Annotated in this window: 20 protein-coding genes and 1 tRNA gene; 12 read left to right on the top strand and 9 right to left on the bottom strand. The window is 52.6% G+C overall.

From position 1 onward, the window contains the following. Window positions 1–16: 16 nt before the first annotated feature. Window positions 17–103: transfer RNA gene (locus ACLJRS_RS15805), tRNA-Leu, on the bottom strand. A 190-nt stretch (window positions 104–293) separates the two neighbouring features. Beyond that, window positions 294–1,322 (bottom strand): 16S rRNA (guanine(1207)-N(2))-methyltransferase RsmC, encoded by a 1,029-nt coding sequence (gene rsmC / locus ACLJRS_RS15810; RefSeq protein WP_001272273.1) that lies wholly within the window; start codon window positions 1,320–1,322, stop codon window positions 294–296. A 102-nt stretch (window positions 1,323–1,424) separates the two neighbouring features. Here rsmC and ACLJRS_RS15815 point away from each other — a divergent pair, with 102 nt between their 5' ends. The 8 genes from ACLJRS_RS15815 (at window position 1,425) to ACLJRS_RS15850 (ending at window position 7,909) form a co-directional block, all read left to right on the top strand. After that, window positions 1,425–1,862, top strand: coding sequence for a DNA polymerase III subunit psi (locus ACLJRS_RS15815; RefSeq protein ID WP_000203996.1), 438 nt, complete (start codon window positions 1,425–1,427; stop codon window positions 1,860–1,862). Further along, window positions 1,807–2,253: a ribosomal protein S18-alanine N-acetyltransferase gene (gene rimI, locus ACLJRS_RS15820; RefSeq protein WP_001092435.1), complete on the top strand. Its 447-nt coding sequence runs from the start codon at window positions 1,807–1,809 to the stop codon at window positions 2,251–2,253. Before ACLJRS_RS15815 ends, rimI begins: the two co-directional genes overlap by 56 nt. A 21-nt stretch (window positions 2,254–2,274) precedes the next feature. Then, a complete protein-coding gene (gene yjjG, locus ACLJRS_RS15825; RefSeq protein ID WP_000870686.1) occupies window positions 2,275–2,952 on the top strand; it encodes a pyrimidine 5'-nucleotidase in 678 nt (225 codons plus the stop codon). 91 nt (window positions 2,953–3,043) lie between these two features. After that, on the top strand, window positions 3,044–4,633 hold the full coding sequence (gene prfC / locus ACLJRS_RS15830) for a peptide chain release factor 3 (RefSeq protein WP_000175967.1): 1,590 nt from the start codon (window positions 3,044–3,046) through the stop codon (window positions 4,631–4,633). Window positions 4,634–5,034: 401 nt separating this feature from the next. Continuing rightward, entirely contained in the window at window positions 5,035–5,652 is a 618-nt protein-coding gene (gene osmY / locus ACLJRS_RS15835) for a molecular chaperone OsmY (RefSeq protein WP_000178963.1), read from the top strand. 128 nt (window positions 5,653–5,780) lie between these two features. Continuing rightward, a complete protein-coding gene (locus tag ACLJRS_RS15840) occupies window positions 5,781–5,942 on the top strand; it encodes a DUF1328 domain-containing protein (RefSeq protein ID WP_000490276.1) in 162 nt (53 codons plus the stop codon). Window positions 5,943–6,065: 123 nt separating this feature from the next. Then, window positions 6,066–7,139, top strand: coding sequence for a patatin family protein (locus ACLJRS_RS15845; protein WP_000531538.1), 1,074 nt, complete (start codon window positions 6,066–6,068; stop codon window positions 7,137–7,139). Continuing rightward, window positions 7,136–7,909, top strand: a complete 774-nt coding sequence (locus ACLJRS_RS15850; protein ID WP_000119001.1) for a metal-dependent hydrolase — start codon at window positions 7,136–7,138, stop codon at window positions 7,907–7,909. Before ACLJRS_RS15845 ends, ACLJRS_RS15850 begins: the two co-directional genes overlap by 4 nt. A gap of 32 nt (window positions 7,910–7,941) precedes the next feature. On the opposite strand, the gene ACLJRS_RS15855 is transcribed toward ACLJRS_RS15850, so the two are convergent. Together ACLJRS_RS15855 and ACLJRS_RS15860 are read right to left on the bottom strand one after the other, a co-directional pair. Continuing rightward, a complete protein-coding gene (locus ACLJRS_RS15855) occupies window positions 7,942–8,805 on the bottom strand; it encodes a YjjW family glycine radical enzyme activase (protein ID WP_001064945.1) in 864 nt (287 codons plus the stop codon). After that, window positions 8,777–10,327, bottom strand: coding sequence for a YjjI family glycine radical enzyme (locus ACLJRS_RS15860; RefSeq protein WP_001111672.1), 1,551 nt, complete (start codon window positions 10,325–10,327; stop codon window positions 8,777–8,779). The genes ACLJRS_RS15855 and ACLJRS_RS15860 overlap by 29 nt, the downstream gene beginning before the upstream one ends. A gap of 259 nt (window positions 10,328–10,586) precedes the next feature. Between ACLJRS_RS15860 and deoC the strand changes: the two genes are divergently transcribed. The 4 genes from deoC to deoD all read left to right on the top strand — a co-directional run bounded on the left by deoC (window position 10,587) and on the right by deoD (window position 15,016). Beyond that, window positions 10,587–11,366 carry a deoxyribose-phosphate aldolase gene (gene deoC / locus ACLJRS_RS15865; RefSeq protein WP_001519713.1) on the top strand — a complete coding sequence of 260 codons (780 nt, stop codon included), beginning with the start codon at window positions 10,587–10,589 and terminating at the stop codon, window positions 11,364–11,366. Between the two features lie 123 nt (window positions 11,367–11,489). After that, on the top strand, window positions 11,490–12,812 hold the full coding sequence (deoA, locus tag ACLJRS_RS15870) for a thymidine phosphorylase (protein WP_000477838.1): 1,323 nt from the start codon (window positions 11,490–11,492) through the stop codon (window positions 12,810–12,812). Between the two features lie 51 nt (window positions 12,813–12,863). Then, window positions 12,864–14,087 (top strand): phosphopentomutase, encoded by a 1,224-nt coding sequence (gene deoB, locus ACLJRS_RS15875; RefSeq protein ID WP_000816454.1) that lies wholly within the window; start codon window positions 12,864–12,866, stop codon window positions 14,085–14,087. A gap of 209 nt (window positions 14,088–14,296) precedes the next feature. After that, window positions 14,297–15,016, top strand: coding sequence for a purine-nucleoside phosphorylase (gene deoD, locus ACLJRS_RS15880; protein WP_000224864.1), 720 nt, complete (start codon window positions 14,297–14,299; stop codon window positions 15,014–15,016). 37 nt (window positions 15,017–15,053) lie between these two features. On the opposite strand, the gene ACLJRS_RS15885 is transcribed toward deoD, so the two are convergent. The 5 genes from ACLJRS_RS15885 to ACLJRS_RS15905 all read right to left on the bottom strand — a co-directional run bounded on the left by ACLJRS_RS15885 (window position 15,054) and on the right by ACLJRS_RS15905 (window position 20,256). Beyond that, window positions 15,054–15,626, bottom strand: a complete 573-nt coding sequence (locus ACLJRS_RS15885; RefSeq protein WP_000841604.1) for an outer membrane protein — start codon at window positions 15,624–15,626, stop codon at window positions 15,054–15,056. Continuing rightward, window positions 15,623–18,031 carry a fimbrial biogenesis outer membrane usher protein gene (locus ACLJRS_RS15890; protein ID WP_000876240.1) on the bottom strand — a complete coding sequence of 803 codons (2,409 nt, stop codon included), beginning with the start codon at window positions 18,029–18,031 and terminating at the stop codon, window positions 15,623–15,625. The genes ACLJRS_RS15885 and ACLJRS_RS15890 overlap by 4 nt, the downstream gene beginning before the upstream one ends. Before the next feature lie 13 nt (window positions 18,032–18,044). Continuing rightward, a complete protein-coding gene (gene stjC / locus ACLJRS_RS15895; RefSeq protein ID WP_001112036.1) occupies window positions 18,045–18,752 on the bottom strand; it encodes a fimbrial biogenesis chaperone StjC in 708 nt (235 codons plus the stop codon). Window positions 18,753–18,829: 77 nt separating this feature from the next. Next, window positions 18,830–19,519 carry a DUF1120 domain-containing protein gene (locus tag ACLJRS_RS15900; protein WP_000722276.1) on the bottom strand — a complete coding sequence of 230 codons (690 nt, stop codon included), beginning with the start codon at window positions 19,517–19,519 and terminating at the stop codon, window positions 18,830–18,832. Between the two features lie 47 nt (window positions 19,520–19,566). Further along, complete coding sequence (locus ACLJRS_RS15905) at window positions 19,567–20,256, bottom strand: DUF1120 domain-containing protein (protein WP_000734706.1); 690 nt, start codon at window positions 20,254–20,256, stop codon at window positions 19,567–19,569. Window positions 20,257–20,481: the final 225 nt, after the last annotated feature.

The raw sequence follows: 20,481 nt of genomic DNA on the forward strand, positions 1-20,481 counted from the left end.
GGAAGGATAAGATAATTGGTGCGAGGGGGGGGACTTGAACCCCCACGTCCGTAAGGACACTAACACCTGAAGCTAGCGCGTCTACCAATTCCGCCACCTTCGCATACCATCGATTCTTGAAAAGAATCACTACCACGGAGGCGCATTCTAGTGGTTTTCAGCTATTCGTCAATAGTTAATTGCATGGGATAGATTGATTGCTGCAAAAATGGACGCGAGACGTAGGTTGGATAAGACGCCTGGCGTCGCCATCCGGCACATGCAACCAGATGGCGCTGCGCTTATCAGGCCAACTATTTCTTCGCCTGACGGGTCATCACGGTACGATAAACCTTAAAGCGCCCGGTCTGCGCGATGACTTCATGGAAGCCAAAAGTCTCATCCAGAATCTTAGGATAGGGCAGAAAGGCGTTCGCCACGATGCGTAACTCTCCGCCGCTGTTCAGATGGCGCACTGCGCCGCGAATGAGCGTTTGCGCCGCATCGAGGCTGGTTTGCATTCCGTCGTGGAACGGCGGGTTGGAGATGATCATGTCAAAACGTCCTTTGACTTCCGAAAAGACGTTGCTGGCGAATACCTCGCCTTCAAGACCATTAGCGGCAAGCGTAGCGCGGCTGGCTTCCACCGCCGGAGCGCTGACGTCACACAGCGTCAGGCGCACTTTCGGCGAATGGCTGGCCAGCGCGGCGGAAAGCACGCCAGCGCCGCAGCCGACATCCAGCACTTTACCTTTGGTGTGCGGCGTCAGCGTAGACAGCAGCAGTTGGCTACCAACATCCAGTCCGTCGCGGCTGAATACGCCCGGCAATGTTTTGATGGTCAGCCCGTCGATGTTGTACTCGGCCCACCAGGATTCGAGACTAAACTGCGGCTGCTTTTCCAGACGACCATGGTAAAGGCCGCAACGTCGCGCGCTATCTACTTTGTTCAGCGGCGCATAGTCCGCCAGCATCTGTTCGGCGCTACGCACGCCGCTGCGGTTTTCCCCCACGACGAAAACATCGCTGCCCGACGGCATCAGCGACAAAATATTCATCAACTGGAACTGCGCTTCGGGTTTATTTTTCGGCCAGTAGTAGATCAGCGTATCGCAGTCAGCGACATCGCTGGCTTGCGCGACCAGGCTAAAACGGACGTTATCGCCCATCTGGCGGCTTAATACCTGCCAGTGGTGAAACTGTTGCGTATGCGCGCGGCTGGCGGCGCATTCAAAGCGCGCGGGCAGGTCATCCTGCAAATCTCCGGCAAAAAGAATACGGCTTTGTTCGAAATCATCACTGTGGCGCAGCAAGACTTCACTTGCCGGGGTAAAAGCAGACATGGAATGCTCCTTAATTCAGACTGGCGGCGATTATAGTAGTTTGATGGCGCAGATTCGACAGATTTGCTATATTTGCGCCCCTGATTACAGGAGCGTTTCGCTATGACATCCCGACGAGACTGGCAGTTACAGCAACTGGGTATTACGCAGTGGGCGCTGCGACGTCCTGGCGCGCTACAGGGCGAGATTGCGATTTCCCTTCCCGCGCACGTTCGTCTGATCGTGGTTGCAGAGGAATTACCCGCGCTGAACGAGCCGCTAATGCGCGATATTTTACGCGCGTTGACCGTGAGTCCCGATCAGGTTTTACCCCTGGCGCCTGAGCGCGTCGCCATGCTGCCGCAGGGCAGCCGTTGTAATAGCTGGCGGTTAGGAACTGACGCGCCGCTCCAACTCGAAGGCGCTCAGGTCACGACGCCGGCGTTTAATGAACTCCGGGCAAACCCGGCGGCACGCGCCGCACTATGGCAACAAATCTGCGAACATGAACACGATTTCTATCCTCAGCACGACCGATCTCCCCGCAGCCTGGCAGATTGAGCAACGCGCTCATGCGTTTCCGTGGAGCGAAAAAACGTTTTTCGGCAACCAGGGCGAACGGTATCTCAACCTTAAGCTGACCGCTGATGACAGAATGGCCGCGTTTGCCATTACACAGGTGGTGCTGGACGAAGCGACGCTGTTCAATATTGCCGTCGATCCGGATTTTCAGCGTCGGGGGCTGGGGCGTATGCTGCTTGAGCATCTGATTGATGAACTGGAAAAACGTGGGGTTGTAACGCTATGGCTGGAGGTACGCGCCTCTAACGCTGCCGCCATCGCGCTGTATGAAAGTCTGGGGTTTAACGAGGCGACGATTCGCCGCAATTACTATCCCACGGCACAAGGGCATGAGGACGCCATCATCATGGCGTTACCGATAAGCATGTAATAAAAGAGGCAAGGTGTAATGATGAAGTGGGACTGGATTTTCTTTGATGCCGATGAAACGCTGTTTACGTTTGATTCTTTCACCGGCTTACAGCGGATGTTCCTTGACTATAGCGTCACCTTTACCGCTGAGGATTTCCAGGATTACCAGGCCGTGAATAAGCCGCTATGGGTGGATTATCAGAACGGCGCGATTACCTCATTACAATTGCAGCACGCGCGCTTTCAAAGTTGGGCTGAACGGCTAAACGTTGCGCCGGGGCTGCTGAATGACGCTTTTATTAGTGCGATGGCGGAGATCTGTTCTCCTTTGCCGGGCGCCGTTTCGCTACTTAATGCGATTCGCGGGCAGGCTAAAATCGGTATTATTACTAACGGTTTTACCGCGCTACAACAAACTCGTCTGGAGCGCACCGGGCTGCGTGAGTATTTCGATCTGCTGGTGATTTCCGAGCAGGTTGGCGTCGCGAAGCCCGATCCGAAAATCTTTAACTACGCCCTGGAGCAGGCGGGGAATCCTGACCGCTCGCGCGTATTAATGGTTGGCGATACCGCGGAATCCGATATTCTTGGCGGCATTAACGCCGGGCTGTCGACCTGCTGGCTTAACGCGCATCATCGCGAGCAGCCCGCGGGTATTCATCCAACCTGGACTGTGGCGTCATTAAGCGAACTGGAGCAGCTCCTGTGTAAACACTGATTGCCTCCCCCAGGTTGATGGGTAAAATAGCCGCATTTTTCGTATTCAACATGCGTGGTCAAACGCCGCGCTTACTCAAGAAGATTTGACTATGACGTTGTCTCCTTATTTGCAAGAGGTGGCCAAACGCCGCACTTTTGCCATCATTTCTCACCCGGATGCCGGTAAAACCACCATTACCGAAAAAGTGTTGCTGTTCGGACAGGCGATTCAGACCGCCGGTACGGTAAAAGGCCGTGGCTCCAGCCAACATGCAAAATCTGACTGGATGGAGATGGAAAAACAGCGTGGTATCTCCATCACCACCTCGGTGATGCAGTTCCCGTATCACGACTGTCTGGTGAATCTGCTGGATACCCCGGGGCACGAAGACTTCTCCGAAGATACCTACCGTACTCTGACGGCGGTGGACTGTTGTCTGATGGTGATCGACGCCGCGAAAGGCGTTGAGGACAGGACCCGTAAGCTGATGGAAGTTACCCGTCTGCGCGATACGCCGATCCTGACCTTTATGAACAAACTCGACCGTGACATCCGCGACCCGATGGAGCTGCTGGATGAAGTCGAGAACGAGCTGAAAATCGGCTGCGCGCCGATCACCTGGCCGATTGGCTGCGGCAAGCTGTTTAAGGGCGTTTATCACCTTTATAAAGATGAAACTTATCTGTATCAGACCGGTAAGGGCCACACCATTCAGGAAGTGCGCATCGTTAAAGGGCTGAATAACCCGGATCTGGACGCCGCCGTCGGTGAAGATCTGGCGCAGCAGCTGCGCGACGAGCTGGAACTGGTGCAGGGCGCGTCTAACGAGTTTGATGAAGAGCTGTTCCTGGCAGGGGAAATTACCCCGGTATTTTTCGGTACCGCGCTGGGTAACTTTGGCGTTGACCATATGCTGGATGGTTTAGTGGCGTGGGCGCCCGCGCCGATGCCGCGTCAAACCGATACCCGCACAGTGGAAGCCTCGGAAGAGAAGTTCACCGGTTTTGTCTTTAAAATTCAGGCCAATATGGACCCGAAACACCGCGACCGCGTGGCGTTTATGCGCGTGGTTTCCGGTAAGTATGAGAAGGGCATGAAGCTACGCCAGGTCCGTACCGGCAAAGAGGTGGTGATTTCCGACGCGTTAACTTTTATGGCGGGCGACCGTTCGCACGTTGAAGAAGCGTACCCGGGCGATATTTTGGGTCTGCATAACCACGGCACCATTCAGATCGGCGATACCTTCACCCAGGGCGAGATGATGAAGTTTACCGGTATCCCGAACTTTGCGCCGGAACTGTTCCGTCGTATTCGCCTGAAAGATCCGCTCAAGCAGAAGCAGTTACTGAAAGGGCTGGTGCAGCTTTCTGAAGAGGGGGCGGTGCAGGTATTCCGTCCCATCTCCAACAACGATCTGATTGTCGGCGCCGTGGGCGTTTTGCAGTTTGACGTTGTTGTCGCGCGCCTGAAAAGCGAATACAACGTTGAGGCGATTTATGAATCCGTCAACGTGGCGACGGCGCGCTGGGTGGAAAGCGCCGATGCGAAGAAATTCGAAGAGTTCAAGCGTAAGAATGAAACACAACTGGCGCTGGATGGCGGCGACAACCTCACCTATATCGCCCCCACGATGGTTAACCTGAACCTGACCCAGGAACGTTACCCTGACGTTCAGTTCCGTAAAACGCGCGAACACTGATCCCTTTCCGGGCGCGGCATCCGCCGCGCCTTCGTACTTTCCCTGCCTTTTTAACCGCTTACGGAATGTTCTTAAATCCCGCGTTTTTTCTCCGATCTGCCTGTTTTTTATACGCATCGACAAGCGATTTTAAAATTGTGATCTATATTTAACAAAGTGATGACATAAATGTCGGCTTTAATGCCTGTTCAATGCGTGAATATGAGAGCTTAAAGCTGAGATTTGTTTCAGTCACGATATTAATAACTGAAACGGAAGGGTGGCAGGCGACGCGTCGTTACAAATTCACGAATGTGATGCCAGTCATTGACTTCAGAAACCGGTGAGTTTCACCGCATTCAGCAATGCAACCTCGTGTTGCCTGAGCTCAAATTACGAGCAAACTATACAGGACAAAATCGATGACTATGACAAGACTGAAGATTTCTAAAACTCTGCTGGCCGTAATGTTGACCTCTGCTGTTGCGACAGGTTCTGCCTTTGCAGAAAACGCAACAACGGACAAGGCGCAAAGCGGAACCGAAACCGCAGGGCAAAAAGTCGATAGCTCTATGAATAAAGTCGGTAACTTCATGGATGACAGCGCCATCACTGCGAAAGTAAAAGCTGCGCTGGTAGACCATGACAATATTAAAAGCACCGATATTTCTGTCGAAACCAATCAGAAAGTCGTCACCCTGAGCGGCTTTGTAGAAAGCCAGGCGCAGGCTGAAGCCGCCGTGAAAGTGGCGAAAGGCGTAGAAGGCGTGACCTCCGTTAGCGACAAACTTCACGTTCGCGACAATAAAGAAGGTTCCGTGAAAGGTTATGCCGGCGATACGGCCACGACCAGTGAAGTCAAAGCCAAGTTGCTGGCGGACGATCTCGTCCCTTCCCGTAAAGTAAAAGTGGAAACGACCGATGGCGTCGTACAGCTCTCCGGTACCGTTGAAACTCAGGAACAAAGCGACCGCGCTGAAAGCATCGCGAAAGCCGTTGATGGCGTAAAAAGTGTTAAAAACGATCTGAAAGTTCAGTAATTCGTCGTAATTCGTCCTCCCGACGTTTGTCGGGAGGCGTAATGTGCACCACACTAAAAATATCGCGAATGAGTAGCCTGAGCGCTCATATTTAGCGGTCGACATTAACTATGGTAAAGGAGAGGCTTATGTTTCGTTGGGGCATTATATTTCTGGTTATCGCGTTAATTGCCGCCGCATTGGGTTTTGGTGGACTGGCTGGTACGGCTGCCGGCGCGGCGAAAATCGTCTTCGTCGTCGGGATCGTGCTCTTCCTGGTCAGCCTGTTCATGGGCCGTAAACGACCCTAGCAGGCATCTGTAAAGATATATTGCTATCAAGCCAGTCCAGCGGACTGGCTTTTACGGTTTTAGCCGTTAACGTTTTGCGTTACCTTGTCAGCCTGGAAAAAAATGAAAAACAGGAAGGCAGAGGTGGGCCAGCGAATACCGGTTACGCTCGGCAATATTGCGCCGTTATCATTAACACCGTTCCGGCCAGGCCGTATGGCGCTGGTCTGTGAGGGCGGGGGGCAGCGGGGCATCTTTACCGCAGGCGTGCTGGATGAGTTTATGCGTGCGCAGTTTAATCCTTTCCATCTCTACTTCGGCACATCAGCCGGTGCGCAAAATCTCTCGGCGTATCTCTGCAACCAGCCCGGCTACGGGCGTAAAGTCATTATGCGCTATACCACCAGGCGCGAATTTTTTGATCCGCTACGATTTGTACGCGGAGGAAACCTTATTGACCTCGACTGGCTGGTGGAATCCACCGCCGCCCGGATGCCGCTGCAAATGGATACCGCAGCGCGCCTGTTTGACAGCGGAAAATCCTTTTATATGTGCGCCTGCCGGGGGGATGATTACACGCCGGGCTATTTCTCGCCGACAAAACAAAACTGGCTTGATATCATTCGCGCCTCCAGCGCCATACCGGGTTTCTACCGTACCGGCGTTACGTTAGAGGGCATCAACTATCTGGACGGTGGCATTAGCGACGCCATTCCGGTTCAGGAGGCGGCAAAGCGGGGGGCGAAAACCATTGTGGTGATCCGCACCGTACCCTCGCAAATGTATTACACGCCGCAGTGGTTTAAGCGTATGGAGCGCTGGCTGGGAGAGAGCAGTCTACAGCCGTTGGTCAACCTGGTGCAGCATCATGAAACGTCCTACAGCGCGATCCAACAATTTATTGAAAAGCCGCCGGGTAAGCTGCGGATCATTGAAATTTATCCGCCGAAACCGCTGCACAGCATGGCGCTGGGCAGCCGTATCCCGGCGCTGCGTGAGGATTACAAAACCGGGCAATTATGCGGGCGTTATTTCCTTGCCACCGTTGGTAAATTGCTCGCCGCAACGCCGCCTCTCTTGCGCCATTCGTCGCGGATTGCCGTGCCGGAAACGGTGGTCGTGCCTCCGGCGCCGGTGGCCAATGATACGCATGTGGCGGAGGTCATTAGCGCGCCGCAGGCAAACGACACCACATTTACCGACGAGGATCTGGCGTGAGCTGGCGCTTTATCGATACGCATTGCCATTTTGATTTCCCGCCCTTTACGGGCGATGAGCGTGCCAGTATTCAGCGTGCCTGTGAGGCGGGCGTTGAAAAAATCATCGTGCCGGCGACCGAGGCGGCTCACTTTCCCCGCGTGCTGGCGCTGGCGGCGCGTTTCCCGTCGCTTTATGCTGCGCTGGGATTACACCCCATTGTGATTGAGCGTCATGCCGATGACGATCCTGATAAGCTGCAACAAGCGCTGGCGCAACAACAGAACGTCGTGGCGGTAGGCGAGATCGGGCTCGATCTTTATCGCGACGATCCGCAGTTTGCCAGGCAAGAGCGATTTTTAGACGCGCAACTGCAACTGGCAAAACGCTACGATCTGCCGGTGATCCTGCACTCGCGGCGCACGCATGACAAACTGGCGATGCACTTAAAGCGCCAGGATCTACCGCGAACCGGCGTGGTGCATGGTTTTGCCGGCAGTCTGCAACAGGCCGAACGTTTTGTGCAACTGGGCTATAAAATCGGCGTCGGCGGCACCATCACCTACCCGCGCGCCAGTAAAACCCGTGATGTTATGGCGCGGTTGCCGCTGGACGCGCTGTTGCTGGAGACCGATGCGCCGGATATGCCGCTAAAAGGGTTTCAGGGGCAGCCGAATCGCCCGGAGCAGGCGGCGCGCGTATTTGATGCGCTCTGCGAATTACGTCCGGAGCCCGCAGAGGTGATAGCCGATACGCTGTATCGCAATACCATTACCTTGTTTCGGCTCTGATGGCATCGCAGCCGCCGTCCGGCAGGCGACGGTTACAAATATAGCGCCGGCAAAATCAGCTTCGCCACCCCACGCGCGCGCAATCCGTCTGCCAGCCGTTCCACCTCTTGCGGCGTCGCGCCTGGCCAGGCTTTCGCTTCGCCATAGACGCCATGCGCATGAAAGGCATTCAGGCGCACCGGAACCTCGCCCAGCGAAGTAATAAACGCCGCCAGTGAATCGATATGCGCCGCATAGTCCACCTGACCCGGGATAACCAGCAACCGCAGCTCCGCCAGTTTTCCCCGCGCAGCAAGAAAGCGGATACTGTGCTTAATATGCGTGTTATCACGTCCGGTCAGACGGTGATGACACTCGCTCTTCCAGGCTTTCAGATCGAGCATTACGCCGTCGCAAACCGGCAGTAGTTTTTGCCAGCCGGTCTCGCTTAACTGACCATTACTGTCCACCAGACAGGTCAGCCGTTGTAACTGCGGATCGGCTTTGATCGCCGTAAATAGCGCCACAATAAACGGTAATTGCGTGGTCGCCTCTCCGCCGCTGACGGTAATACCTTCAATAAACAGCGATGCTTTACGAATATGACGCAGCACATCGTCAACGCTCATGGTCTGCGCCATTGGCGTTGCCTGCTGTGGGCACATTTTCAGGCAGGTATCGCACTGCTCGCAGACGTCCGACCGCCATACCACTTTCCCGCCATCAACGCTGAGGGCGTGATGCGGACACTGCGATACGCATTCCCCGCAGTCGTTACAGCGTCCCATCGTCCACGGGTTATGGCAATTCTTGCAGCGCAAATTGCAGCCCTGTAAGAATAATGCCAGGCGGCTGCCTGGCCCATCGACGCAGGAAAACGCAATGATCTTACTGACTAAAGCGCATCTGTTGTTCATGGCTGACTACGCGTGGCTGTCGTTCCAGGATGCGGGTATTACGTGCGGCTTCTTCTCCCAGCCAGGTGGTATTCGTGCGCGAGCCTTCGGCGCGAAATTTCGCCAGATCCGACAGGCGCACCATATAACCGGTGACGCGCACCAGATCGTTGCCGCTGACATTGGCGGTAAATTCCCGCATCCCGGCTTTGAACGCGCCAAGACAAAGCTGAACCAGCGCCTGCGGATTACGCTTGATGGTTTCGTCCAGCGTCAGAATGTCGCTGATCCCGGCATGGTAAAAGGCATGGTGCGGCGCGACGGTTTGCAGATGGGTGATAGGGTCCGGTTCATCGCCATACGGCAAACGTGCGCCCGGCGTAGTGCCAATATCGGAACTGATGCCAGACTGGGCATGGAGCAGCGCCCGTTGCTTCCAGCCATACTTCACTGGCGTATTTTCGACGAAATCCGCCAGTTGGGTGCTAATACGGTAGCCCAGCTCGTTCGCCGTTTCATTTTTGCCATAACGGGCGTTCAGGCCCGCGTTTTCGCACAGCAGGTTCACGGCTTCCGCCAGCCCGTACATACCGAACATCGGCGCAAAACGTTCGGGATCGATCAAACCTTCCTGTACAAGAAAGCTATTCTCAAAGAAATGTGACTTTTCATAGAGGAATTCACATCGTGAATTAATGATGGCGATCTGCTGTCGGCAGTAGTGCGGTAGCGTGCGTGAAAAGAAGTCATCGACAGACGTACTGCGTTCTGCCACGGCTTTCAGGTTGAGACGTACCAGCGTACTGCCGCCGCCGCCAAGCGGTAGCGAGTTATAACAACTGACGATGCCATAATGACCTTTTGTGAAAATTTTATCATTTACAGGACCATTGGAAATGTGTGGCTTACTACATTCACAAATGTTTTTGGCGACCTCCAGCAGCAGATCGTCCGGCGTAATTTCCGCATCGTAGATAAACGTCAGGTTAGGCGCCACCTGCTTTAGCTCGGCATCAGCGCGCAAAATCGCTCGTGTGACAGGCGTATCGGCAGGGCCAATATTGGCATGCATAAAGGCGTCTGGCAGCGTTCTGTCGAGATAACGCCAGAAACGTTTTATTCGAATATCGATCGCATCTTGTGTTAGAATTCTAACATACGGTTGCAGCAACGCATCAAGCTGGCCGAGATAAACCGGCATGGACGTCACGGAAGGAACGTGATGATACAGAATGGTGAGTAGGGATAACGCATCATCCAGATCTTTCGCGCCTTCCAGTTCCAGCCACTGTGAACCGTTAGCCAGAAATCGGGCGTAATCGGGCAACACGTAGCGCGGTTTGAAGGGGGCGTGCCCCTCAAACATATCGCAAATGACGCCTTCATCCAGCGCCTGGCGGGCATCTTCCGGCAGGGGGGGATAAGGCAGGGCGTTTTCAGCTTCCAGCGCCAGAAAATGGCGTTTTTGTTCAGGCGTGAGCACCGGGCTGGTCACAATTTGCTGGCAACGCTGCTGGAGCGCAGTTTCGCATGAGGCAGGCATCTTCGTTTCCTCTTTATGCCGGGACGATGCGCTATTGTAGAAAATGGCGGCAAACCGACTTTGATCCTGATGCGCTTATCGCTCGAAGAACAGGCGGTGACGGCGGGATAATTTGATTCAGATCTCATTAAAGTAATGCAAATTTGTACGTAGTTTTCATTAACTGTGATGTATATCGAAGTGTAATCGCGAGTGAATGTTAGAATATTAACAGACTCGCAAGGTGAAATTTTATACGGCAATGCCGTTGGAGAATGTCATGACTGATTTAAAAGCAAGCAGCCTGCGTGCGCTCAAACTGATGGATCTGACCACTCTGAACGATGACGACACCAATGAAAAAGTGATCGCGTTGTGTCATCAGGCAAAAACCCCGGTCGGGAATACGGCGGCGATTTGTATTTACCCGCGTTTTATCCCGATTGCGCGTAAAACCCTCAAAGAACAAGGTACGCCGGACATCCGCATTGCAACGGTGACTAACTTCCCGCATGGCAATGATGACATCGATATTGCGCTGGCGGAAACCCGTGCGGCGATCGCCTACGGCGCTGACGAAGTGGACGTGGTATTCCCGTACCGCGCGTTGATCGCCGGTAACGAGCAGGTGGGTTTTGATCTGGTAAAAGCCTGTAAAGACGCTTGTGCCGCAGCGAACGTATTGCTGAAAGTGATTATCGAAACCGGCGAGCTGAAAGAAGAGGCGCTGATTCGTAAAGCCTCTGAAATCTCCATTAAAGCCGGTGCGGATTTCATCAAAACCTCTACCGGTAAAGTGCCGGTAAACGCTACGCCGGAAAGCGCGCGCATCATGATGGAAGTGATCCGCGACATGGGCGTTTCCAAAACCGTTGGCTTCAAACCGGCGGGCGGCGTACGTACGGCGGAAGACGCGCAGAAATTCCTCGCGATTGCAGACGAACTGTTTGGCGCTGACTGGGCAGATTCTCGTCACTACCGCTTTGGCGCATCCAGCCTGCTGGCAAGCCTGCTGAAAGCGCTGGGTCACGGCGACGGTAAGAGCGCCAGCAGCTACTAAGCTCTGATTTGCCGGATGGCGCTGCGCTTATCCGGCCTACAAATCCAGGCCTGTAGGCCGGATAAGGCGTTAGCCGCCATCCGGCGATGTAAGCCTTCTACTCTTTTCCCTCAGGAGGGTACCGTGTTTCTCGCACAAGAAATTATTCGTAAAAAGCGTGATGGTCATGCGTTGAGTGACGAAGAAATTCGTTTCTTTATCAATGGTATTCGTGACAATACTATCTCTGAAGGGCAGATTGCCGCCCTGGCGATGACCATCTTCTTCCACGATATGACCATGCCGGAGCGTGTTTCGCTGACCATGGCGATGCGGGATTCCGGTACTGTCCTTGACTGGAAAAGCCTGAATCTCAATGGCCCGATTGTCGATAAGCATTCGACCGGCGGCGTAGGGGACGTGACGTCTCTGATGTTGGGGCCAATGGTAGCGGCCTGCGGCGGTTATGTGCCGATGATCTCCGGTCGCGGCCTCGGACATACCGGCGGTACGCTCGACAAACTGGAAGCGATCCCGGGCTTCGATATCTTCCCGGACGACAACCGTTTCCGCGAAATTATTCAAGACGTGGGTGTGGCGATTATTGGGCAAACCAGCTCGCTTGCACCGGCGGACAAACGTTTTTACGCCACCCGCGATATTACCGCGACGGTGGACTCTATTCCGCTGATCACCGGCTCCATCCTCGCCAAGAAACTGGCCGAAGGGCTGGATGCGCTGGTAATGGACGTCAAAGTCGGCAGCGGCGCGTTTATGCCAACCTATGAACTTTCTGAAGCCCTTGCTGAAGCGATTGTCGGCGTGGCAAACGGCGCGGGAGTTCGCACTACGGCGTTGTTAACCGATATGAACCAGGTGCTGGCTTCAAGCGCCGGTAACGCGGTGGAAGTGCGTGAAGCCGTGCAGTTCCTGACCGGTGAATACCGCAATCCGCGCTTGTTTGACGTCACTATGGCGCTATGCGTGGAGATGCTGATCTCCGGCCAGCTGGCGAAAGACGACGCCGAAGCGCGTGCCAAACTGCAGGCGGTGCTGGATAACGGTAAAGCGGCAGAAGTCTTTGGTCGTATGGTGGCCGCGCAGAAAGGGCCAAGCGATTTCGTTGAGAACTACGATAAATACCTGCCGACCGCCATGTTGAGCAAAGCGGTATATGCTGATACCGAAGGGTTTATCAGCGCAATGGATACGCGTGCGCTGGGGATGGCGGTCGTCTCGATGGGCGGCGGCCGTCGTCAGGCGTCAGATACCATTGATTACAGCGTTGGCTTTACCGACATGGCCCGTCTGGGCGACAGCATCGACGGGCAGCGCCCGCTGGCGGTGATTCATGCCAAAGACGAAGCCAGTTGGCAGGAAGCGGCGAAGGCCGTCAAAGCGGCAATTATCCTTGACGATAAAGCGCCAGCAAGCACACCTTCGGTCTATCGTCGAATTACTGAATAGTTGTATACTGATCTGATCAATTATTTTTGAAGCACTAAGTACGGAGAAGATATGAAACGTGCATTTATTATGGTGCTGGACTCATTCGGCATCGGCGCTACTGAAGACGCGGATCGTTTTGGCGACGTAGGTTCCGACACTCTGGGCCACATCGCAGAAGCTTGCGCCAAAGGCGAAGCTGACAATGGCCGTAAAGGCCCGTTGAATCTGCCTAACCTGACTCGTCTGGGGCTGGTGAAAGCGCATGAAGGCTCTACCGGTAAAATTGCCGCCGGCATGGACGGCAACGCGGACGTTATTGGCGCATACGCATGGGCGCACGAACTGTCCTCCGGCAAAGATACGCCGTCCGGCCACTGGGAAATCGCCGGCGTGCCGGTGCTGTTCGACTGGGGCTATTTCAGCGATCACGAAAACAGCTTCCCGCAGGAACTGCTGGATAAGCTGGTGAAACGCGCTAACCTGCCGGGCTACCTCGGTAACTGCCACTCTTCCGGTACGGTCATTCTGGACCAGCTCGGCGAAGAGCACATGAAAACCGGCAAGCCGATTTTCTACACCTCCGCTGACTCCGTGTTCCAGATTGCCTGCCACGAAGAGACCTTTGGCCTGGATAAACTCTACGAGCTGTGCGAAATCGCCCGTGAAGAGCTGACCGAAGGCGGCTACAACATTGGCCGCGTGATCGCGCGTCCGTTTATCGGCGACAAGGCCGGTAACTTCCAGCGTACCGGCAACCGTCACGACCTGGCCGTAGAACCGCCAGCGCCGACTGTGCTGCAGAAACTGGTCGATGAAAAACAGGGCCACGTGGTGTCCGTCGGTAAGATTGCCGACATCTACGCCAACTGCGGCATCACTAAGAAAGTGAAAGCGACCGGTCTGGACGCGCTGTTCGACGCGACCCTCAAAGAGATGAAAGAAGCGGGCGATAAAACCATCGTCTTCACTAACTTCGTCGACTTCGACTCTTCCTGGGGCCACCGTCGCGACATCGCGGGCTACGCCGCAGGCCTGGAGCTGTTTGACCGCCGTCTGCCGGAGCTGATGGAGCTGGTGGGGGAAGATGACATTCTAATCCTGACCGCTGACCACGGCTGTGACCCGAGCTGGACCGGTACTGACCATACCCGTGAGCACATTCCGGTGCTGATCTACGGTCCAAAAGTCAAACCTGGCTCTTTAGGTCACCGTGAAACCTTCGCGGATATCGGCCAGACGCTGGCGACCTACTTTGGTACATCGCCGATGGACTACGGTAAAAACATGCTGTGATACCTGTTGTCTTTCGCGCTGTAGATGCGTTGACTTCATTCGCTCACCCCGGTCACATAGTTAATCTATGCTCCCGGGGATTCACGAATTCGTCGCCTTCCTACAACGCGAAATACTTAGGGTATTTCACTGTTTTGACACACGTTTTGTAGGCCTGATAAGGCGTAGCCGCCATCAGGCAATAACAACAAATTTAAAGGGAACTGAAGATGGCAACTCCACATATTAATGCAGAAATGGGTGATTTCGCTGACGTCGTATTGATGCCGGGCGACCCGCTGCGCGCGAAGCACATTGCTGAGACTTTCCTCGAAGATGTTCGCGAAGTGAACAACGTTCGCGGCATGTTAGGTTTCACCGGGACTTACAAAGGCCGTAAGATCTCCGTGATGGGCCACGGTATGGGTATCCCGTCCTGCTCCATCTACACCAAAGAGCTGATCACCGATTTCGGCGTGAAGAAAATCATTCGCGTCGGCTCCTGCGGCGCTGTGCGCATGGACGTCAAACTGCGCGACGTGGTGATCGGTATGGGTGCCTGCACCGACTCCAAAGTGAACCGTATCCGTTTTAAAGATCATGACTTCGCGGCTATCGCTGACTTCGACATGGTGCGTAACGCAGTTGATGCGGCAAAAGCGCTGGGCGTTGACGCGCGCGTAGGCAACCTGTTCTCCGCTGACCTGTTCTACTCTCCGGACGGCGAAATGTTCGACGTGATGGAAAAATACGGCGTACTGGGCGTAGAGATGGAAGCGGCGGGTATCTACGGCGTTGCGGCTGAATTTGGCGCGAAAGCGCTGACCATCTGCACCGTATCTGACCATATCCGTACCCACGAGCAGACCACTGCCGCTGAACGTCAGACGACCTTCAACGACATGATCAAAATCGCACTGGAATCCGTACTGCTGGGCGATAAAGAGTAAGATTGTGAAGGGGGCCAGAGCAGGCCCCCTTCATCGTTTATTTCGTCAGCACTTCCCACTGTAAATTGCTTTCTAGCATGACCGTATCGGTAGCATGCGTAAATTGATTATCGTTCAAGACAGGTGTTAATGTCAGCGTGACGTTCATCATTTTCCCACTGACCTGCTGGTTATTATCCATCGCGATGATACCGTTGTTATTATGTAGCAACAGACTATCCAGGGCACTGTCATTGGGAGCAAAGCTCACTCTATCAAGGGTGCTGGCAATAGGATAACTTTTACCATCTACTATCATCTGACTAACACGTACGGCGAGACCACCGTTATTTCCAAAATAAAATCGTCCCTTTTCCCCCGCTGAGGCCTGCACAAAAAGAGCAATGTTCTGGCTTTCTGGGCAACTCACACTAACGTGAACCTCCTGTGAAGACATTTGATTCCAGCCTTGCTGAGAATTGACGATATCATCTTGCTTAAGCCAGCCAAAGCTGACGTTTGGCGAAGAAAACGTTATTTGGCAGTCATCGTCGGCCCGGGCTGATGGGGGGAGTAGTGCGGTGAAGATACAACATATAGCAATCCCCAACCATTTGCTGTTGGATTTCATTGACAGACTCCCTTTGCCGTTTCATAAAATGCCTCTTTATCCTGGGTTTTCTGCAGCGTGTAGTGGATGCGACACAGACGATTCATATCATCATCAGCGGCATATAACGCAGGATTATCCCCAACATCGGTGATAAATACGCGTCCGCTGTCGACAGCGCTGACCAAATAGTTATTTTTTTCATCTACAATGCTGGTGCCTTTAGGTAGCCATGAGCCATCCGGACGCTTTACTGCCAGCATCACACGGCGTGTATTCAGCACGTTGAAATCCAGTACCCGAAAAGCGCTGTGCGCGACGGTAATATTCTTAATACCGTTTGCCAGTTCCATACTCTTTGGTAGCGTATTCGCATTAACCTCTACGCGGGATTTCCGCCATTCAGTTAGCCCCGGAATGACGGCTTGCCCCCAGTGGTCAGTCCAGATTCGCCCCTGTGGCGTGGCGATTTCAATGCCGCTTTCTGGTTCACTCAGGCGTGCGATAGCAAATGTATTTTTGATTGTGTAAGGCGAGAACGTTATGCCATGTTCGTGTGCAGCGATGCCTCCGCTGAAGGTTGCGTTATAGTTGCGGTAATTATCGCCATCAGTGCCGCCGCCCACGCTGAGTTGAGTGTAATGAAGATTGCTATTGAGATTACCGTTGAAGCTATTTTGCTGGTTTTTTGCATCACGATCCGCAGAAATATAGTAATGGGTATCTTTACTCAGCGAACCATTATTTTGTAGCCCGTAGGTTGTTTTATCACCTTGATTACGCATATAAGCGCCGACGCGCTGCTCACCGAGTGGAATGCTGATGTTGATGTAAAACATATCATCATCATTACTGTCGTTATGATTCTCATCATCCTGATTAACAGCGTGCTGCCAGTTAGCGGTAATTGAGGCATATTTAAACGTTTTGCCCCAGGAAGCCATTATGCTGCGAGAGTCGTTGTCATTATCCGTAGCCTGATAAGTGTAATAACCCAGAGAGAAGGTACCTAACAGATTATGGTTCCAGGCAATATTAGCACTGGAGCTACTTTGATATTCGTAAGCATCTTTATTGAGCGCATCCGTTAACTCACGATATCCGTCGCTGTAGCGGGCGGTACTGACGTCAAGTCTAATTTCCCCGGGCAGCGCCATGCTGGCGCGTAGTTCACTTTTCGCACCCTGCAGAGATTCGCCAAAGGACGCTTTACTGCCCAGCATTGAGCCGGAAAACGTCCATTTGTTGGTTGGAAGCCATTGCAGCATCCCTCCTGCCGCTTGATAGTCTTGTGCCAGTACGCCAGACGCCTGCGCCAGCCAGTTTTCACTCAGTTTCCAACCATCGCTGATGTTATAGATCCAGGGAAGCGAATAGTCGCTGGTGGTATCACGTATGCGCCCTATGGACATTGTTAAGCCTGCGGGCGTGAGTTCGCGTAAATTAAAGGATACTGCCGGCACCGTGAAGGTTGTCGTTGAGCCATCGGTTTCAACGACGCTGACGTTAAGGTCGGTATTGCTGCGTATGATGGGGACATTTTCAAGGGTAAATGCCCCAGCGTTCACTGGTGCGGTATAAATAATCTGTCCGGACTGACGAACTTCAACGCGAGCCTGGTGGGTTCGGGCAATACCGTTAATGGCTACGCCTTGTGTATCCTGTGCCAGCCCTTGTTCAGGGATAAGCTGTACGCCGTTGATCGGCGCGCCACTGAATAGACTGGAGTTGACGTTGATCTGCCCAACTTGCGCACGCATTTTTTGTGCCTGAAATACGTGCTCCGCATAGGTATATAGACTATCGGTACGGTATTCTCCATCATTATTCGTCAGCATGTAGCGGCTGCGCAGCGTCCATTCCGCGAAGTTTAAGCCAGCTTCAAGGTTTGCCTGGGCATAGTTTCGGCTATCGCTACCGGATGACTCGCTGCGACTGGCGTACAGGTTATAGTTAAATAACCCGGCGGTGCCGCCTTTAATCACGTTGTTTAGCGATAGTAAGTTATTATCCAGAGCCTGTGCCGGAACAAAAAGCTCCAGCGATTCACTGTTTGGCAGTGGGGTAATAATCGCTGAGGGATAATCTTCTTGTAGGCTATGGCAGGTTTCTTTGGCGCTGATATTAAGCGGTACGAGCCCGCTGGCGCTGAGGAAATCGTCATCCACGCAAAGCTGGCCTTCTGTGTCGAAACGCGCGACCAACGACCCTCTATTTACGCCATTGATCTTTACCATGACGGTGTGGCTGCCTGGTAGAAAGCGCGGCGCGCGGGAAAAATATTGTGCGACGTTGGGGCTAATGCCTCTGGAGGTGAGAATACCCATGTCAAAATTCAGCTCCTCCGCCAGAGCTGAAAACGTCGTGGTCGCCAGTGAGCAATAAAGCGCGGTTTTGATGTATAGCGGCAGTTTTAAATACTTCACGTGCTAGCTCTCATTACGGCACCAGCGGTGAGGTAAAGCTGGGGACTTCAATGCCGTAACGGCTGGCAGGATAAAAACGTACGGATGTATCAGCAGCAAAGGGCGTTTTTATACTGACGTTCAATGTTTCGCCAGGCAGAATATAGGTTTTTTTAATCGTGCCTTCACCCCCGGAAGGTAAGAAGGTAATATTTTGGGCTAAACGTACAACGTAGGGAGACGGATTTTTGACGTTGATTGTTTGTCCGTTTCTGGACCAGGTTAATAATTTCCAGGCATCAGTAACGACCGGTAGATTTTTAGGACGAATTAATACCGGCAAATCCTGGCGTAGATTAAAACCTATTTTCATTCCCTTATTGGTAGATTTCGGAGGAATACCTTCAAACGTGACGCGCTTATAGTGCTCGACGGTGAGCGGTTCCGTACTTTCCATAATAAAGCGTAGTTGCTGCTGCTGGCCTGCTTCAACGCGAACAACTGGTTGAGTGACATCCAGTTTCACTCCATTGTCGTCAGGTAAATCAACGACGGTGGTATATAACAAAGCCGGATTGCTGTCGGTGTTTTTAACATTCATTACGCCGCTGTGTGTGGATTCTTCAATCACCAGTAGCGTAGTTTCCGGTACCATGCCGGCAGCGTTAGCCTGTGAAAAGAGTGTTGAAAAAACAAAGGGGACGCTGAGTAATAATAATGGAAGTTTAGTCACTGCTGGCATCAGAATTAGTCCTTTAATTTTAATCTGTCTCCCCATAATAAGGGAGACAGATCAATAACCTTTTTACACGGTCTGGATCAGAGATATTTAAGCGTGATGGTTGCCTGACCATCCAGATCAGTATCATCAGTAATGGCCAGCGTTGCAGTATTCTGAATAGCCAGTGAGGTTTTCAGCGGGAAAATGGCGAGGGTATACGGAACCGGTTCGGTGGTGCCTTTTGTAGCAACGGTAAACATTTCCATATTGCCGTTTTTGATAATCCCGGTGGAAGACTTCTGCCAGACTGGGCTATCAACGGTTCCTGAGATAGCGTCAGATTTTACACCATCAGCGGTAACGTTCGCGGTATCGGTATAAATAGAGAACGCGCCGATTTTTACACCTTCGGTTGTTTTGCCAACGCCGTAGGACATTGTGGTATCAGATACTATACTATTAGTCATATCGCCATTGGCTATGGAGATAACGGATGCGCCTGGGTGGGTGTCCGCACGGTCATCGGTAATAGTCCATGCTGCTTTGGTTGCAGACGGACAAGAGATACTCAGAGAGACATCTTTAGTACCCAGTTGGTTTACATCGGTTGCGGAAAGTGTGGCGAGGCGGATAGTACCGTAATCAACCACGCCGCCGCCGCTGAGTTCTGGGGTACAACCACCAACAACCAGTTGACCGGTGACTTTTAATACGGCAGTGGTGTCAGCATTCACGCTGGTTGTAGCAAAGGAAGCTGCAATTGCAGTAATAAGCAAAATTTTTTTCATTATAGTTCCATTAAAGAGGTGTTGAATATTCCATGTGAATGCTGGAGTTACAGATATACGAGTGTAAAGGTCGCCTGACCATCAAGCGTGGTGTTATCGGTAATAGCCAGTGTGTCCGTTCCCTGTATAGCGGCAGCTACGCGTATAGGAAATGTTGCGGTGGTAAAAGCAACGGGGCCATTTCCATCGCCGACACTATATGTAGTGCGGGTTGGAAATGTATTTGTAAGCGCAACGTATTCGTTTGATGCTAAAGCCCAGACACCAGGATTCGAATCATTTGACGCTACCATCTTCGTCTTAACTCCATCGGCGGTCGAATTATTCGCGTCTATGGAGAGGCCGTATGCACCAATCTTGATACCATCTGCTGTTGTACCCAGACCTAGCTGATAGTTTGGTATTCTATTGTTCTGACCGCCAAATGTTGCGTTATCGATAGTCAGCGTTGTCGCCGAATCGCCATGATTGTCAGTAGCGACCCAGCCAACTTTTGCCGGTGCAAGGCACTGAATCGTGAGTGTTATATCTTTGTATCCCAGTTGATTCGTCTGAGTTGGCAGCAGATCGCTAACGGCCTTAGTACCGAAATCTACAACGCCACCATCACTTAACTCTGGTATACATGCGCCGTTGGTTAAAACGCCAGTCAGTTTTAATACAGCAGTGGATTCAACCGCTTGCGCTGAAGTTGATAATCCTATTATGACAGAGGTCGCTATTAATAATTTTTTCATCAGTAATCCCTAACGATTAAGTATATTTCCAAATGACATGTAATGCGCGGGGCGGGATTCTATGAAGATAATGATATGTTGTAAATTTAATAAAATTAAATCTTGGTTAAGAAAAACTTTAATCATCATTGGTGATGATAAATGGTTTATAATTCGCTGGGTTTATGAAGTGCGGGGAAATAATATTAATTTTAAAGAATATAGTAGTTAGTGAGTGTGTTTTAA

Source organism: Salmonella sp. SAL00670 (assembly GCF_046552235.1).
GTDB classification, from domain to species: Bacteria; Pseudomonadota; Gammaproteobacteria; order Enterobacterales; family Enterobacteriaceae; genus Salmonella; species Salmonella enterica.